Annotated in this window: 19 protein-coding genes; 8 read left to right on the forward strand and 11 right to left on the reverse strand. The window is 70.0% G+C overall.

Annotated features, from left to right (window positions below):
* Positions 1-142 precede the first annotated feature (142 nt).
* Entirely contained in the window at positions 143-1,768 is a 1,626-nt protein-coding gene (locus OXS27_RS14225; RefSeq protein ID WP_346733020.1) for a HAMP domain-containing methyl-accepting chemotaxis protein, read from the forward strand.
* Between the two features lie 34 nt (positions 1,769-1,802).
* Here the strand turns inward: OXS27_RS14225 and OXS27_RS14230 are convergent, their stop codons facing one another.
* Together OXS27_RS14230 and OXS27_RS14235 are read right to left on the reverse strand one after the other, a co-directional pair.
* A complete protein-coding gene (locus OXS27_RS14230) occupies positions 1,803-2,543 on the reverse strand; it encodes a Crp/Fnr family transcriptional regulator (protein ID WP_267356810.1) in 741 nt (246 codons plus the stop codon).
* Between the two features lie 169 nt (positions 2,544-2,712).
* Complete coding sequence (locus OXS27_RS14235) at positions 2,713-3,732, reverse strand: NAD(P)-dependent alcohol dehydrogenase (protein WP_267356812.1); 1,020 nt, start codon at positions 3,730-3,732, stop codon at positions 2,713-2,715.
* A gap of 345 nt (positions 3,733-4,077) precedes the next feature.
* Between OXS27_RS14235 and OXS27_RS14240 the strand changes: the two genes are divergently transcribed.
* Together OXS27_RS14240 and OXS27_RS14245 are read left to right on the forward strand one after the other, a co-directional pair.
* Positions 4,078-4,371: a hypothetical protein gene (locus OXS27_RS14240; RefSeq protein ID WP_243916246.1), complete on the forward strand. Its 294-nt coding sequence runs from the start codon at positions 4,078-4,080 to the stop codon at positions 4,369-4,371.
* A gap of 69 nt (positions 4,372-4,440) precedes the next feature.
* A complete protein-coding gene (locus OXS27_RS14245) occupies positions 4,441-5,139 on the forward strand; it encodes a hypothetical protein (protein WP_267356813.1) in 699 nt (232 codons plus the stop codon).
* 165 nt (positions 5,140-5,304) lie between these two features.
* Here the strand turns inward: OXS27_RS14245 and OXS27_RS14250 are convergent, their stop codons facing one another.
* The 4 genes from OXS27_RS14250 to OXS27_RS14265 form a co-directional block, all read right to left on the reverse strand.
* Complete coding sequence (locus tag OXS27_RS14250; RefSeq protein ID WP_267356814.1) at positions 5,305-5,511, reverse strand: hypothetical protein; 207 nt, start codon at positions 5,509-5,511, stop codon at positions 5,305-5,307.
* Positions 5,512-5,663: 152 nt separating this feature from the next.
* The gene (locus OXS27_RS14255; RefSeq protein WP_243916243.1) at positions 5,664-5,924 is read right to left on the reverse strand and encodes a hypothetical protein; all 261 of its coding nucleotides are present in this window, start codon (positions 5,922-5,924) and stop codon (positions 5,664-5,666) included.
* Between the two features lie 166 nt (positions 5,925-6,090).
* Positions 6,091-7,095 carry an SDR family oxidoreductase gene (locus OXS27_RS14260; RefSeq protein ID WP_267356815.1) on the reverse strand — a complete coding sequence of 335 codons (1,005 nt, stop codon included), beginning with the start codon at positions 7,093-7,095 and terminating at the stop codon, positions 6,091-6,093.
* Between the two features lie 59 nt (positions 7,096-7,154).
* Positions 7,155-7,364, reverse strand: coding sequence for a hypothetical protein (locus OXS27_RS14265; protein WP_267356816.1), 210 nt, complete (start codon positions 7,362-7,364; stop codon positions 7,155-7,157).
* 158 nt (positions 7,365-7,522) lie between these two features.
* Between OXS27_RS14265 and OXS27_RS14270 the strand changes: the two genes are divergently transcribed.
* Positions 7,523-8,077 carry a hypothetical protein gene (locus OXS27_RS14270; protein ID WP_267356817.1) on the forward strand — a complete coding sequence of 185 codons (555 nt, stop codon included), beginning with the start codon at positions 7,523-7,525 and terminating at the stop codon, positions 8,075-8,077.
* Between the two features lie 212 nt (positions 8,078-8,289).
* Here the strand turns inward: OXS27_RS14270 and OXS27_RS14275 are convergent, their stop codons facing one another.
* On the reverse strand, positions 8,290-9,120 hold the full coding sequence (locus OXS27_RS14275) for a porin family protein (protein ID WP_267356818.1): 831 nt from the start codon (positions 9,118-9,120) through the stop codon (positions 8,290-8,292).
* Between the two features lie 784 nt (positions 9,121-9,904).
* Between OXS27_RS14275 and OXS27_RS14280 the strand changes: the two genes are divergently transcribed.
* The 3 genes from OXS27_RS14280 (at position 9,905) to OXS27_RS14290 (ending at position 12,498) form a co-directional block, all read left to right on the forward strand.
* Positions 9,905-11,554, forward strand: a complete 1,650-nt coding sequence (locus OXS27_RS14280; RefSeq protein ID WP_267356819.1) for an adenylate/guanylate cyclase domain-containing protein — start codon at positions 9,905-9,907, stop codon at positions 11,552-11,554.
* 133 nt (positions 11,555-11,687) lie between these two features.
* Positions 11,688-12,185: a DUF2721 domain-containing protein gene (locus OXS27_RS14285; RefSeq protein ID WP_267356820.1), complete on the forward strand. Its 498-nt coding sequence runs from the start codon at positions 11,688-11,690 to the stop codon at positions 12,183-12,185.
* 142 nt (positions 12,186-12,327) lie between these two features.
* A complete protein-coding gene (locus tag OXS27_RS14290; protein ID WP_243923982.1) occupies positions 12,328-12,498 on the forward strand; it encodes a hypothetical protein in 171 nt (56 codons plus the stop codon).
* A gap of 43 nt (positions 12,499-12,541) precedes the next feature.
* Here the strand turns inward: OXS27_RS14290 and OXS27_RS14295 are convergent, their stop codons facing one another.
* From OXS27_RS14295 to OXS27_RS14310, 4 genes are all read right to left on the reverse strand, one after another.
* Positions 12,542-12,802 carry a hypothetical protein gene (locus OXS27_RS14295; protein ID WP_267356821.1) on the reverse strand — a complete coding sequence of 87 codons (261 nt, stop codon included), beginning with the start codon at positions 12,800-12,802 and terminating at the stop codon, positions 12,542-12,544.
* Between the two features lie 433 nt (positions 12,803-13,235).
* On the reverse strand, positions 13,236-13,436 hold the full coding sequence (locus OXS27_RS14300) for a hypothetical protein (protein ID WP_243923978.1): 201 nt from the start codon (positions 13,434-13,436) through the stop codon (positions 13,236-13,238).
* Between the two features lie 89 nt (positions 13,437-13,525).
* Positions 13,526-13,861: an energy transducer TonB gene (locus OXS27_RS14305; RefSeq protein WP_267356822.1), complete on the reverse strand. Its 336-nt coding sequence runs from the start codon at positions 13,859-13,861 to the stop codon at positions 13,526-13,528.
* A 79-nt stretch (positions 13,862-13,940) separates the two neighbouring features.
* Positions 13,941-14,183: a hypothetical protein gene (locus OXS27_RS14310; protein WP_243923975.1), complete on the reverse strand. Its 243-nt coding sequence runs from the start codon at positions 14,181-14,183 to the stop codon at positions 13,941-13,943.
* 237 nt (positions 14,184-14,420) lie between these two features.
* Here OXS27_RS14310 and OXS27_RS14315 point away from each other — a divergent pair, with 237 nt between their 5' ends.
* The gene (locus tag OXS27_RS14315) at positions 14,421-14,600 is read left to right on the forward strand and encodes a hypothetical protein (RefSeq protein ID WP_267356825.1); all 180 of its coding nucleotides are present in this window, start codon (positions 14,421-14,423) and stop codon (positions 14,598-14,600) included.
* Positions 14,601-14,623: the final 23 nt, after the last annotated feature.

A 14,623-nucleotide genomic window follows, 5' to 3' on the forward strand; every position in this document is an offset into this window, starting at 1 on the left:
ACGAATTCTGTAGCATAAATCAAGAAAATTTCTGCTACACGGCTCCATCTGGCAAACAGGAGTCGGATACATGCGGCTGCTACAGGATACAAAGCTGATCATTAAGATATCTATTCCTATCTTGATCGTGATTTTATCCAGTGTGTTTATCGTATTATATTCGGTTCAATCGCTTGAAACCCTGGAACGTCGCAACACGTATCTCGTGGACTACTACTTCTCGCGTCTGGAGATGTTTGGGCAGGTCCGGGAGCAGTTTGTCGAAGCGGGCCTGATGAACCGCAACATCATCATCGGCCAGCCGGAAAGCGAGATCCCATCCTTCCGCGATCGCTACGATCAGGCGGTCAAAGCCGTGGCCGACAATGTCGAGACGCTGGCTGTGGGGTCGCGCCGGAAGGAGATCCAGGACATCCAGCGCAACATCGGCCGTCTCGCGCGTGCGTATTTCGATCTGCTCGATCGCTCAAACGCCCTCGCCCTCCGGGACGAACGGGACACGGCGATACAGGTCGGCCTCGTAGACAGCCGGGAGATCCGGACGCAGTTCAACAAGGCGTCGCAGGCTTACGAGGCGCAGGCGACGGCCCGTCTCAACGAGGCGAAGATCGCCTCGCAGCACGAGGCCGAGCAGGCCCGCACGATCCTGATCGGCGCCGCCCTGGCGGCCCTCCTCACCGCGCTCGGCCTCTCGGTGGTGATCGTCGTGCTCGGTGTCACGCGGCCCCTTCACCGCCTCGTCGCCGGCTTGCAGCGTATGGCGGAGGGCGATGTCGAGGCCGCGATCCCGGAGGCGCGGCGCGGCGACGAGATCGGGATGGTCGGGCGCGCGGTCGAGGCGATCGAGGCCATGGTCGCCCGCAACGCAGCCGCCGAGGTCGAGCGGAAGCGGCAGGCGGAGGCCGCCGCCTCCGTCGAGCGCAGGCGCAACAGGATGGAGCTGGCCCAGGTCTTCGAGCAGGCGGTGGCCACGATCGTCGATCGCGTCTCGTCGTCCGCGGGCGACCTTCAGACCACCGCCCGTCAGATGACCACGACCGCCCAGGAGGCTGCGAGCCAGTCCGGCACGGTGGCGCGCGCGGCCGAGGAGGCGACGGCCAACATCAACACCGTCGCGGCCTCGGCCGAGGAACTCGGCAGCTCGATCCAGGAGATCGGCCGCCAAGCGAGCGACTCCTCCGGATTGGCGCAACAGGCGGTCGACGAGGCCGATCAGGCCGCCGGCCTCGTATCCGAATTGCGGATGGCGGTCTCGGAGATCGACACGGTGGTGCGGCTGATCTCGTCCATCGCCGAGCAGACCAATCTGCTGGCGCTCAACGCCACCATCGAGGCCGCACGCGCGGGCGAGGCCGGCCGCGGCTTCGCGGTCGTGGCGGGCGAAGTGAAGGCGCTCGCGGAGAAGACGGCCCAGGCCACCGACGGCATCGCCGCACAGATCGGCCGGATCCAGGGGGTCACCGGTGCGACGGTGGGTGCGATCGGCACGATCATCGACCGGATCCGCGAGATCAACGGGATGGCGGTCGCGATCGCGGCGGCCGTGGACCAGCAGGGCGCGGCGACTCAGGAGATCGTGCGCAACATCACCCAGGCGACGCAGGGCGCCTCCGAGGTGACCGTCAACATCGCCGGCGTGGCCGAGGCCTCGGAGCAGACGGGAGGTGCGGCCGATCAGGTGCTCACGGGGGCTACGGCCCTGGCGGTCCAGTCGGAGCGCCTCTCGGCGGAGGTCGACCGCTTCCTGGTCGGCATCCGCGCGGCGTGATGATCCGGCCGGGCTCGATCGGGTCTGGCCCGGGTCACGTGCGCTGCGCGACGGCCCGGCCGGCCGGCTCCGTCATGTGGAGATAGGCGGAGTCGAAATGGGCGAGCCGGGCGAGGGCGGCCGGATCGTGGATGGTCAGGCGCCGGCTGCGCAGGGTGATCAGCCCCATGCCGCGCAGCTCCTGCAGCGTGCGGTTGATGTGCACGCTGGTCTGGCCCATCGCGTCGCCGAGATCGTTCTGGGTGACCGGCATCGGACAGGTGTCGGCCTCCGCGAGGCCCACCGCCGCCAGCCGCGCGTGGAGTTCGCAGAACAGATGGGCGAGCCGCTCGATGCCGGTGCGGCTGCCCAGGCTGATCGTCCATTCGCGCTGCACCGCCGCCGTGGCGAGCGCCTCACGGTGGAAGGCGAGATCGAGCTGCAGGCTGCGGGCCGTCATCGCCTGCAGCGTGGGGCCGGAGATCTGGCCGAGGGTGACGGGTGTGATCGCGCCGATCGTGTGATCCATCTCGTCGAGGAGGAAGACGTGCGGGTCGCACGGGTCGCCCGGCAGGAGGAACGAGACGATCTGGCGGCGCCCGTTGATGAACTGCCGGTAGCGGCAGGCCCAACCGTCGAGGATGATGCTGACGGCGCGCGGATCGTCGCCCTCGTGGATGATGTCCGTCCGCGCGGCGACCAAGCGCCCCGGGCCGGTGGCATCGATCAAGCACATCCGATCCGCCTCCGACAGCGGGACGTAGCATTCCAGCTTGCGCACGAGCGGATTTGACATGGTGTTCCTCCGCACCGGCTTGTGTCCACAAGCCTACAGAGGTTTCGTCGAATAAATACTTATGCAGATTAGTTTGCCGGGGCGTATCGACGATTGACGAACCTTGGCGGGCGCTGCGAGGCCGACAGGGCCACGATCTGCGCCCGCATCCGCTCAAGGCGCACGGTTGCTAGATCGCGATGCAGATCTTGCCGAAGTGGCGGTTGCTCTCCTGGTGGCGGAAGGCCGCGACGAGGTCGTCGAGCGGGAAGCGGCGATCGACCACCGGCCGCAGCCCACAGGCCTCGATGCCGCGGATCATCGCGATCTGGTGGCGCCGGCTGCCGACCAGCACGCCCTGCAGGCGGATCTGTTTCAGGAGCGCCGGGACCAGCGGCAGCTCCCCCGCCACGCCCGACAGGATGCCGATCACCGAGATATGGCCGGCCACCCGCACGGCGGCCATCGACTGCTCCAGCGTCCCCGGCCCGCCGACATCGAGGACGTGATCGACGCCGCGTCCGCCGGTCAGCCGCCGTGCGGTCTCGCCCCAGGCCGGATCGGCGCGGTAGTTGATGAGATGGTCGGCGCCGAGCTCGCGCAGGCGCTCGAGCTTCGCGTCGCTGGACGAGGTGGCGATCACCGTGGCGCCCGCGGCCTTCGCGAATTGCAGGGCGAACAGCGAGACGCCGCCGGTGCCCTGGACGAGGACGACGTCACCGCTCTTGAGGCCGGCATCGGCGTGGAGCGCGCGCCAGGCGGTCAGGCCGGCGGTGGTCAGCGTCGCCGCCTCGGCGTGGTCCCAGCCCGCGGGCGCACGGGTGAAGGCGGTGGACGGCGCCGTGACCCGCTCGCGGGCGTAGCCGTCGATCCCGTCGCCCGGCACGGTGGCAAAACCCTCGATCTGCGGCGTGCCCTCCAGCCAGGTCGGGAAGAACGTGCTGACCACGGAATCGCCCACGGCGAACTCGGCCGGGCCGGGCCCGACGGCCTCGACCGCGCCGGCCCCGTCGGACATCGGGATGCGGGGCTCGCTCGGTCCCCACATTCCGCTGACCACCGCGTAATCGTGGTAGTTGAGGGAGCTGGCCCGCAGGCGGACGGTGATCTCCCCGGGGCCGGGCTCCGGAACCGGCTGCGCGCCGAACCCGACCTTGTCGAAGCCGCCCCCCGGCTGGACGATTACGGCCCGCGAGAGTGATCCGGTCATGGCGCACCTGTCCCTGTCACGGGCTCGGTTGCCCGGGGCACGAAGGTGGCAGGCCGCGCACCCGGCGTCGAGACGCGAGGCGGAATGCCGGCTCCGCATCTTCTGCTCCCGAAAGCCGGTTCGGCGCATAGGCTCCGCTTCGAAGCAGCCGCAAATTGGCAGCCTTTTTCCGGCTCCGGCGGCTAGGTTGGCCGTGTCGATGCGACCGTCGATGCAGAGCCGAATGGAGGTTTGCCGTGATCGCCAGCGTGGATCGGATCGCCCCGACGATGTCGCCCTGTCCGTGGTGTTGCCGCATCCGAACCGAGGAGAGCGCACCCCACCCGACATGGAAGGCGAACAGCGATGCTGACTTATAACGTTGCCCCGACCCCCCATCCCGACCTGAGTGCCGCGGCGCTTGCCGACCTTCGCGCCGCGGCGTTCGGCAATCCCCTGGACCGGAGCGTCCGGTCCCATCCCTCGCATGAACGCGCCGCCCTCGCGAACGCCCTCGACGACGGGCTGATGCCCGACGAGGTGGCCCGGATCCTCGCCGGCCGCCGGATGGCGGAGGCCTTCCCGATCCGCTGGGGCGAGAGCCCCCAGGCCTACGCATCGCGGGCCGTGGCCGAGATGTTCGTCGCCTACCTCCAGTAGGCGTCCGCGTCCGACCCCGCCGGTCGCCCCTCTCCCGCCACGCCGATCCCACCCATTTGGAATGCCGCCATGACGGCCGCCACGCCGCACCTCACCCGCCGGTGGGGGCGCCGGACGGGGATGCGCGCGCGCATCCTCGCCCTGGCGCTCGCCACCTGTCCGATTCCCGCCTCGGCCGGCCCCGCCGGGCCGGGCCTCGGGGCCGCCTCCGGGGCGGACGACCCGGAGGTGCCCGCCCGGCTCACGGTCGGGCCGGGCGGCCGGGACCTGCACCTCGTGGGCGACCTCACCGAAGGCGTGGCCGCGCGGGTGTCCGGCCTCCTCGGCGCCCATCCGGGGATCGTACGCCTGCACCTGACCAGTGACGGCGGCCTGGTCGAGGAGGGGGCGGCGATCGGGGCCCTCGTGGCCGCCCGCGGGCTGGAGACCCGGGTGTCCGACGCCTGCGCGTCGGCCTGCACGCTGATCTTCGTCCGCGGGCGGCGGCGCGTCCTGGCGGAGGGCGGCCGGCTCGGCTTCCACGCCCCCTATGAGGTCGGGGCGCGGGGGCGGATGCGTCCGGTGGATTCCAAGCCTGAGCGGGCCGCCTATCGAGCGGCCGGCCTGCCCTCGGCCTTCGTGACGCGAGCCCTGGCGGTGTCCCCGGCCGCCATCTGGATCCCCGACGCGGCGCAACTCTGCGCGGCCGGCATCGTCACCGGGCTCGTCGGGCCGGACTCGGGCGCCGGTGAACACGAGCCCCGGCCGTGTGGCGGACGGCAGCCGTGAGGGCTCATCCTGTGCGGTTCCTGAGCGGAGGGGGCCGCCTTTTGCGGGTGCAGGGCAGTGCCCTGCTGTCGGGCCTTGCCCGAAAGTCGGACTTCGCCCGATGCGCCAAGGCTTCGCCCTGGCAACTCACCAAAGGGCACGGCTCCTTGGAAACGCCTGGGAGCCCTAGGCCCCGTCGACCACCGTGCTGACCGCGTGGGCGTTCGGATCCTGCGGCCCGGTCGCCACCGTGCGATGGGCTGCGTCCTGCTCCACGGGTGTGGGGGCCGGCTGTGGCCGCCCGTTCTCGCCGAGGCACTTCTGGCCTGCCCGCTCGGCCGCCGCCCGCTCCCGCGCCGGGTCGCCCACTCCGCCGCTCTGATCTCGAGCCATGGTGTCTCCCGCTGGTGGCAAGATCGCGCGATCACGAATTGAAAAGGCAGGCCGCCCTGTCCGCGGGGTCGCCCCCCGGACCGGCAGCCTGCCCTCGTTTCAACCCCTGGATCGCATCACGGTTCGGCGGGGCCGGGTCCCCCGCGCCCACTTCAGTCGCGGCAGACGCGCCGCGGCCCGTAGGGCGTGGGGCGGACGAAGCAGCGCGGGCCGTAGAAGCGCGGCCGACGGTAGATCGGACGGCAGCGGCCGTACGGGCCGGGCGCCCAGCCGGGGCCGCAGCCGAAGGCCACGGTGGTGACGGCAGCGGGGCCGGCGAGAGCGGCCGGCGTCAGGGGCGCCGCAAGGGCGGAGGCGGAGCCGAGGCCGGCGATGACGGCCGCGGCAGCCGCGAGCCTCTTCACGTGCATCATGATCAACCCTTCTGTTCGGTCTCGTGCCGGGCTGGCCGGGCGCGAGATCCGGGCAGATTGGTCATCAGGCCTGAATAGGCGCTGACCTCAGCCGAAATTGTCCGGAAACAAACAATTCGATGCCCTCTGTCGTGACGCGCTGGCGCGCACCGATTCCACGTCCGCTTCAGCGCCGGTTGGAGCGGGCGAGCAGCGAGGCCGCCGCCGCCGTGGCGCCCGCCAGCAGGATCCCGGTCAGGATCGGGGTGACCGAGGCCTGTGTGTAGACGCTGCGCATGACGTGATGCGGCGAGGCTCCCCGCACGGACCCATCCCGGCCGGCCGCGTAGAGGGCGCCGTCCCGGTTCCTGCCGGCCGCGCCGGCCTTCTGGGTCCGGGACATGACCCGGGCTCCCACCCAGTCCGTGACCGACGGCGCGCGCTTGCGCAGGGCACTCATCATCTTGCCGCCGCCGCCGACATAGAGGTCCCGCGGGCCGTGCTCGGCGGCGTACAGGATCGCCTTGGCCACGTCCGCCGGGTCGTAGACCGGCGGCGGCAGCTTCGGGGCCTGCGCCATGTAGTTCCTGGCGTGTTCCGGGAAGGGCGTGTCGATCGAGGCCGGCTTGATCAGCGTCACCGAGACCGGGACGCCCTCCGCCTGCAATTCCATGCGCAGGGCGTCGGTGAAGCCTTTGATCGCGTGCTTGGAGGCGCAGTACATGCCCTGGATCGGGAAGGCGAGGTCGGAGGCGATCGAGCCCAGGTTGACCAGCGCGCCGCCGGTCCTCCGCAGATGCTGCAGCGCCACCGTCGAGCCGTAGACGATCCCCCAGAAGTTCACGTCGAACAGCCGTCGATGGTCTTCGTCCGAGACCTCTTCGAGGCGGCCGAAGATCGAGAGTCCGGCGTTGTTGACCCAGGTGTCGAAGCCGCCATAGGCGCGCACGGCCTCGGCGGCGAGCGCCTCGACATCCGCGCGACTGGACACGTCGGTCACGACCGCCCGGGCCTCGCCGCCGCGCTCCCGGATGTCGTGGGCGATGTCGTCGAGGGCGGCACCGTTGCGCGCCGCCAGGACCACGCGGGCCCCGCGGCGGGCGGCCTCCCGCGCCGTGGCGAGGCCGATGCCGCTGGAGGCGCCGGTGATGACGATCACCTGCGCGTGCAGGGGCTTGTGCCGGATCTGCATGCTGCGTGTTCCCCTGTCTGCGGTCCGTGGCGCCGACGGGGTGAGACCGCCGGACTGGCTCATCGGCCGCCGGGCCGGTCCCGCTCGGCCCCGAGGCTGGTCCCGCCGCGGCGCGCCTCGTCCTTCTCGGTGCCGGCCCGCTCCATCGGTCCGTTCTGCGGCTTGACCGTGCCGGTGGCGGTGTCGAGGGGCGTGTTGGCGAGGCCCGCGCTCTCGGGCTTGCCGGCGGGCCTCCGCTGGGCCTGCGTGTCGTCCGGTGCGTCTGCCATGCCGTGTCCCGTCGTGCCGTACCCCTGGGGGCCAACCCGTCGGCGTCGCCGACGGATCCGGGATTCATCCCACGCGATTTTCGCCCGGGGCGGCGCGTCGTCGGAACGGAGCTGGAAGCGTGGTGTTGACTGCGAAATCTTGATTCGGAGACAGGACGATGGCCGGAACCGCGAAGAAGACTGATCCCAAGCTGTGGGAGAAGGTCAAGAAACAGGTCACGAAGTCGGAGAAGGGCGGCAAGCCGGGTCAGTGGTCGGCGCGCAAGGCCCAGATGGCCACCGCCGAATACAAGAAGGAGGGCGGCGGCTACGCCGGCAAGAAGGCGGACGACAACCACCTCAAGCAGTGGACCGACGAGGAGTGGGGCACGAAGTCGGGCCAGGAGAGCGGCAAGACTGGCGAGCGCTACCTGCCCAAGAAGGCCCGCGAAAAGCTGAGCGACAAGGAATACGCCGCCAGCACGGCCAAGAAGCGGGCCGATACCGCGAAGGGCAAGCAGTTCTCGAAGCAGCCGAAGGCGGCCGCCGAGAAATCCGCCGCCGCGCGCAAGACCGGCAAGGCTGCCAGCAAGAGCACCGGCGAGGCGAGCAGCAAGACTGAGAGCAAGTCCGGAACGACCAAGGCCGCGCTGATGCGCAAGGCCCAGGCGCAGAACGTGCCCGGCCGATCGAAGATGTCGAAGGCGCAGCTGGAGCACGCCGTCCACGCCTGAAGCAGGCGGCTCCAAGCCCTTGTTTTAACGTGCTCCCGGGCGCCGAACCGGTGCCGACTTCGGCGGAGAGCACTCGAACGACAAGAAACGCCCCGGGACAGGATCCCGGGGCGTTTCTCGTTCCGATACGGCGGGGCCGCATCGGGCATGGTCGATGACCGGGAGAACGCCCGCCGGGCCGTCAGGCCCGACGCGCGTCCCGCGGATGGGTCTTAGTACGAGCCGAACTTGTAGTTCAGGCCGGCGCGGATGACGGCGAACTCGTCGGAGCGACGGCCGACGGGGTTGTAGGCCACCGGGAAGTTGTTGGCGGCGTTGATGACCAGGGCACCCTGGTTGCGGGTGTTGCGGTCGAGGTTGACGTACAGGCCTTCGACCTTGAGCGTCACGGCCGAAGAGCGGAAGAAGTTCAGGAACGAGTCGACCGGGAGCGCGTACTCCATGCCGCCGCCGACCGCGTAGCCGGTGCGGAAGCTGTCGTTGCCGGCGTAGCCGCCGAACGAACGGTCAGCGCTGCCCGAGCCGTAGGCGAAGCCGCCGGTGCCGTACACGAGGACGCGGTCGAAGGCGTAGCCGAGGCGGCCGCGCACGGTGCCGAAGAAGTCGAGGCTCGACAGGCCGCGCGGGTCGGTGACGTAGTAGCCGGCGGCCAGCGGGCCGGTGACGATGGAGCGGTTCCGGTTGCGACCGAAGTCGAGGTACTGGGCGTCGGCCTCGATGCCGAACACCACGCCGTTACCCGGGGTCAGCTGGAAGTTGTAGCCGACCTGGGCGCCGCCGGAGAAGCCTTCCTGGTTGTTCTGGCCGAAATAGGCCGTCGTGCCGTTGCCGTACGGAGCCGGGACGGCGAAGCTCGAGGTGTTGCTGCTGCTGGCGTCGAACGCGTAGCCGGCGTTGATACCGAAGTAGGCACCCGACCAGGTGAACACCGGCACGGGGGTGAAGATCGGCGGCGGGGCGGCCCGACGCGGCAGGTCGGCGGCCGAAGCGGCGCCGGTCAGGAGGGCCGTAGCGGCGCTCGCGAGAAGAAGCTTCTTGATCATCTGGTCCTCTGTCTCCCGTTGGGCGGGATGTGTACCGGACCACAGAACGACAGGTTGATGCCGCGCGATAGTGCAACGCTGCAACAGCCGAGCTTGATGTTTTGAGGCGGCCAATAATCAAGTGCGCCGGAGCACATCCCCCATGAGATTGCTGTAGCGCGGAGGAAGGCCCATATCCGGGGGGGGGGCTTCCGCCAGCGTATCCGTTAGGCGGCCGGAACCGGGCCGACGCCCTAAATCATTGCGTGCGCATCGTTTCGTCCTGACGCGCGGAGGCTCGCCGTTGAGACCGATGCGCGAACAAAAAGCCCCGCCGCGCGAGGGCGGACGGGGCTTGAGTGCGATCGTGAATGTTCCCAGGACCAACCGGGAAGCTTCGCGATCCGTTAGAGCCTACCGGGCGCCGGCTCGCAAGGCTGCCGCCGGGGCAGCGCGCGGTTAACATTAATTAACGATCCGCCCCCGCGGCGCGTCGGTATTGGCTGGACACAATCTCCACCGGTCTCCCGCCGCGCTCCGGCCGGTCGTCACCGCCCGTCGCCAGATCATCGCGGCGCCTGGGGGCGGGCCTGGGCAGCGCCGCCGTAATATGTTCAGTGATCGTCGCCGGATGCCGAGGGCCGAAATCTGCGGATTGACCGATCTGCACTTGGCAAGCTTGTATTCCGCATCGTAATGTCGCTGCGATCTCATGAGTTTCTGGCTGAAAGGTTGCGCCTCATGCGATCTGCCGCCGGGTGCGGATCGCGGTCCGTCGGCGGACCGGCTTGTGGAGAAGCGGCTGATGTCCAGCGTGAGCGAGCGGACCGCGCGGCAGCAGCGGATCATGGCGCCGCTCCTCGTCACGGCCATCCTCCTCGGCCTCGCCGGCCTGCCGGTGGCGGTCTGGCTCGACCTGCGCGGCCTGTCCGAGCAGATGCTCCAGGCGCAGGCGGTGGAGACGGCCCGGATCATCGATCAGATGCGCAGCTTCTACGCCAGCGACGTCGTTCAGGCGGTCAATGGCGCCACGGGCCGGGTGATCACGACGCACGACTACAAGGGCGTGCCGAACGCCATCCCGATTCCCGCGACGCTCTCCCTGGAACTCGGCGAGCGGATCAGCGGCGCGGATGGGGCGGTGAAGTACCGCTTCATTTCCGACCTGCCGTTCAAGGATCGCAAACCACACGAGCTCGATGCCTTCGAGACCGGCGCCCTGGCGGAGCTGCGCGCCCACCCGCAATCGGGCACCGCCAGCGAGATCACCGGCTCGATCTTCGACCGGCAGGTCCGGATCGCCGCCCCGATCCGGATGGAATCCGCCTGCGTGCGCTGCCACAACGCGCATCCCCTAAGCCCGAAGACCGACTGGAAGGTCGGCGACGTGCGCGGCATCCAGGAGATCGTCCTGCATCAGTCGATCGCCGCCAACGTCCTCGCCTTCAAGTATCTGCTGGGCTACTTCATCCTGGCGGCGCTCGCCGGCAGCACGATCCTGCTCCTGCAGGCGCGCCAGTCTCGCCTGATCGACCGGATGAACCGCGAATTGACGGAGTCGAACGGCTTCCTGGCCGCGGTCTCGGTGCAGATCGCGAAATACATCTCGCCGCAGGTCTACAAGAGCATCTTCAGCGGCGAGCGCGACGTGTCGGTGACGACCGAGCGCAAGAAGCTGACGATCTTCTTCTCGGACATCAAGGATTTCACCGCCACCACCGAGCGGCTCCAGCCCGAGGAGCTGACCGCGCTGCTGAACGAGTACTTCACCGAGATGACCGCCATCGCGCTGAAGCATGGCGGCACGGTCGACAAGTACATCGGCGACGCGATGCTGGTCTTCTTCGGCGATCCCGAGACGAGGGGCGTGCGCGAGGACGCGCAGGCCTGCGTCCGGATGGCCATCGAGATGCAGCAGCGCCTCGGCCAACTGAGCGTCCGCTGGCGCCGCGCCGGCATCGAGCGCCCGTTCCAGGCCCGGATGGGCATCAACACCGGCTATTGCAACGTCGGCAATTTCGGCTCGGACGAGCGGATGGACTACACGATCATCGGCGCCGAGGCGAACCTCGCGGCCCGGCTGCAGGCTGCCGCGGCACCGGGCGGCATCACCCTGAGCTACGAGACCTACGCCCTGGTCAGCGATGGCGTCCGGGCGAGCCCGCAGGAGCCGATCCGCATGAAGGGCATCAGCCGCGACGTCGTCCCCTACGCCGTCGCGGACGATCTGACCGCCGGGGATCGGGGCGAGGCCCAGGATACGGTGTTCTCCGAGCACGCGCGGGGCATCGACTTCTACGTCGACGTCGACGCGCTGGAGGCGGATGGCGCGGCCCGGCTCCGGAAACGCCTGCTCGACACGCTGGCGGCCGTCGAGCGCCGCATGACCGGTGCGGAAAGGCCGGCCGGAGATCAGGAGCCGCATCCGGGGACGCTGCAGCGCGCGGCGGGCTGAGCCGGCGCGTCGATTGGCTTGCACCGGCGGGGCATCCTGTGGTGACCCTGCCGGCATGGTGCCGTCGCGATTCCCCCTCCGAGCCGGCCCCGGGTGCGACCCGGGTGCGATCCGCGTGCGGGCGTAGCATCGGATGTTCGGATTCTCGCTCAGCTCCACCGAGCCCGACAGCATCGCGCACATCATCCAGGTCGCGCTCGCGCCCGCCTTCCTGCTCTCGGCACTCGCGACGCTGCTCAACGTGTTCTCGACCCGCCTCGGCCGGATCGCCGACAAGGTCGACGCCCTCGCGGCGGAGGCCGCCAGGATGGAGCAGGCGCAGGGGACGGATGCTGAGGCGCGGCGCCTGACACGCCGGCTGACCTTCCTGCGGCGGCGCTCCTTCATGCTCGACGTGGCGGTCGCCCTCGCCTCGCTCGGGGGCTGCCTGATCGGATCGGCCGTGCTGACCCTGTTCGTCGGGGCACTGCGCGACGGCGCCGCCGCGTCGGTCCTGTTCGCCTGCTTCGGGGCGGCCCTGGTCTGCATCGTCGCGGCGATCGCCGCCTTCATGACCGAGATCCTGATGGCCGGCCGCGGCGTGCGCGACGAGGTCGACCGCCAGCAGGACGGGGTGCCCGAGCGGCGGTGAGGCTCCCCGGCCTCCGAGACGGGGTGCGCTTTGATTCCCTCCGCGACGGGGCGGATCGGAGCACGCTTGCATCGCTACGGGAACCGGGCCTTAATCCGGCCGGTGCCTGATGCCAACGCACGCCGCACCCCGGGAGTTCGTCATGACGGTTGCGATCCTGGTTGCCCTGTTGGCCGGCGCTCTCTCGCTCGGCGTCCTGTCGGCGGTCTCGTTCGGGCGCCGGGAGGAGATCGAACTCGGGGACGGATGTCCGTCCGACGAGGAGATCTTCGATCTGGGCGGTCGGGTGATCGATCTGGAACCGCAGCGCTGAGGCGAGGCGGCCTGCGCCGGAATCTCGGCTCTCGTCGACGTCGCTACGCCCCGGTTTCGGGCGCCCCTGGCCCGGAGGGGGTGTTCTGCCGCCTGGACCAGACGACCCGGCCGGCCGGATCCTTCAGGGCCGCCGAGCCCGAGCGGCCGGCGAGCAACTGCGCGAAACGGGCCGCCGCGTCGGTCTTGGCGGCGTCCTCCGAGGGCGCGAGGATCTGCTCGTCGTGGATGATGATGCCGCTCGCGCTCTCCCGATGCACGACGCATTGCAGGCGATAGGGAACCGGCGGTGGGTTCGCGGCCATGGCGTTCTCCGGCCCGGTGACGGCGTCAACGTGACCGGCGGGCCGGCGCCGTGAGCCCGGCTTCCGGGGACTCGCCGTCCCGGACAGCGAAGACACCGCCGAACATGCACGCCTCCCTGGGGCCATCCATCGAGACTGAGCCATACCAGAAATACGCGGCCCAAGAACCGTCCATCCGGTGTCTTGACCAGCAGGTGTATTGCCCAGGCAGTGGCCCGAATGGGAGCGGCCCCGCCTTCGCCGACGCGGCCTGCCCCGGGGCATCGGCTGGTCGGCGGCTTCCGTCCTGGATCGGCCCCTCCCCGGCCCGGGGGACACGGAATCGGGACGCCTCGACGGCAGCGGCCTCCGATCGTGCCACGATCGGAGGCCGCTCCTGGTTCGGGGGCTAGTTCATGTCAGGCCGGCCGAACGGCTTCGGCCCGTTACGGGATCAGGCCGCCTCGCCCTCCGCGTCGTCGGCATCCAGGATGGTCTCCAGATCGCCCACCAGGGCATCCAGCTGGTCGGCGGTCGCCTTGAGCTTCAGCTTGGTGCCGTCCTGCGCCTCGATCGCGATCTCGATGTGATCCGCGACCTTGGCGGCCAGCGCCTGCTTCACCGTGTAGGTCGTCACGTCAGCCTTGTCCGCCATGCTGTCTCCTCGGTTGGCTTCCGGCAACGCGGGGCGGCCCGCATCGATACTGCGGCAGAAGCTCGCGAGGGATCGGGAGGAGGGCTGCGCTACCGGCGCCGGCGTGCGACCGCCCGCGGCCGCTGCGTCGGCACATCGAGCAGGCGGGGGGCGGGTACCGGAACGGCGGGGCGCGGAGCGGGCAGCAACGCCAGCGGCGCCCGGGGCGTCTCGACGATGACGGCCTCCAGCATCATCGGCCGCGCCGGCCTCGGGGGGGGCCGCGTGGGCCGTACCGCGAGGGTTCCGAGGGCCCAGAGGCCGAGACACAGCAGGCCGATCAGGATCCCGTCCCAGGACGGCTCCGTGCGGCACATCAGGATCGCGGTGCCGGTCAGGGCGGCCAGGGCCGCCAAGAGCCGTGGTGTCGGATCGCCGGACGTCATGCCGCAGGATCCGCGCTCCACGCTGAGAACCCCTGAACGAAACCGCGACACTTGTCGGCAACCGGGCCTTTCGGGTCGGTCAATCGGCCAGACTGGAGGGCATCTGCCACGCGACGCCCGGATGCTCGCGGATGTCGCCGGCCCGGGATCCGGTATCGGCATCGCTCGTCCAGTCGCTGGGCTCCGCGATGGCGGCGATCTCCGCGTCCGGATAGGCGGCCGTCAGGAACAGGCGCGCCTCCCCCTCGGCCTCCGCCCGGACGGTGACCAGGGGTTTCTCCCCTTCCGCGTCGCGCACCTGCGCGATGAACAGCTTGGTCATGATCAGGCCTCCCCTTCCGCGACGCGAGGACCGCGACGTGAGGGCCGCCGGCCCGGTGCCACGTCGGACAAGCTTGAAAGCCGCGCGGCTGTTCCCGGTCGAACAGGGCGCGATGGGCGGATTCCGTCGGGGCACCCCGGATCGGGACGCGTCGGAACAGGCTCCGGGGCCGGCGGTTATCTGGCGCGGGCCGGTATCGCGCCGGCACGTCGAAGACTCATAGAATTCGGGAGCGTCATGACCAGCCGCACCATCCAATCCGCCCTGCTCGCCCTCGCCCTCGCCGCCGGCACCGCCGGAATGGCCGCCGCGCAGAGCACGCCCAACGGCAACACCTCCTCTGCCGGCGCCCCGGCGGGCGACAACAGCACCGGCAACGGTGCCACGGGCAGCGGCGCGGCGCCGAGCGGAAAGTGACGCAGCGTTAACCACAAGCGACA

The sequence above is a fragment of the Methylobacterium sp. GC_Met_3 genome, assembly GCF_026540775.1.
Lineage (GTDB): Bacteria > Pseudomonadota > Alphaproteobacteria > Rhizobiales > Beijerinckiaceae > Methylobacterium.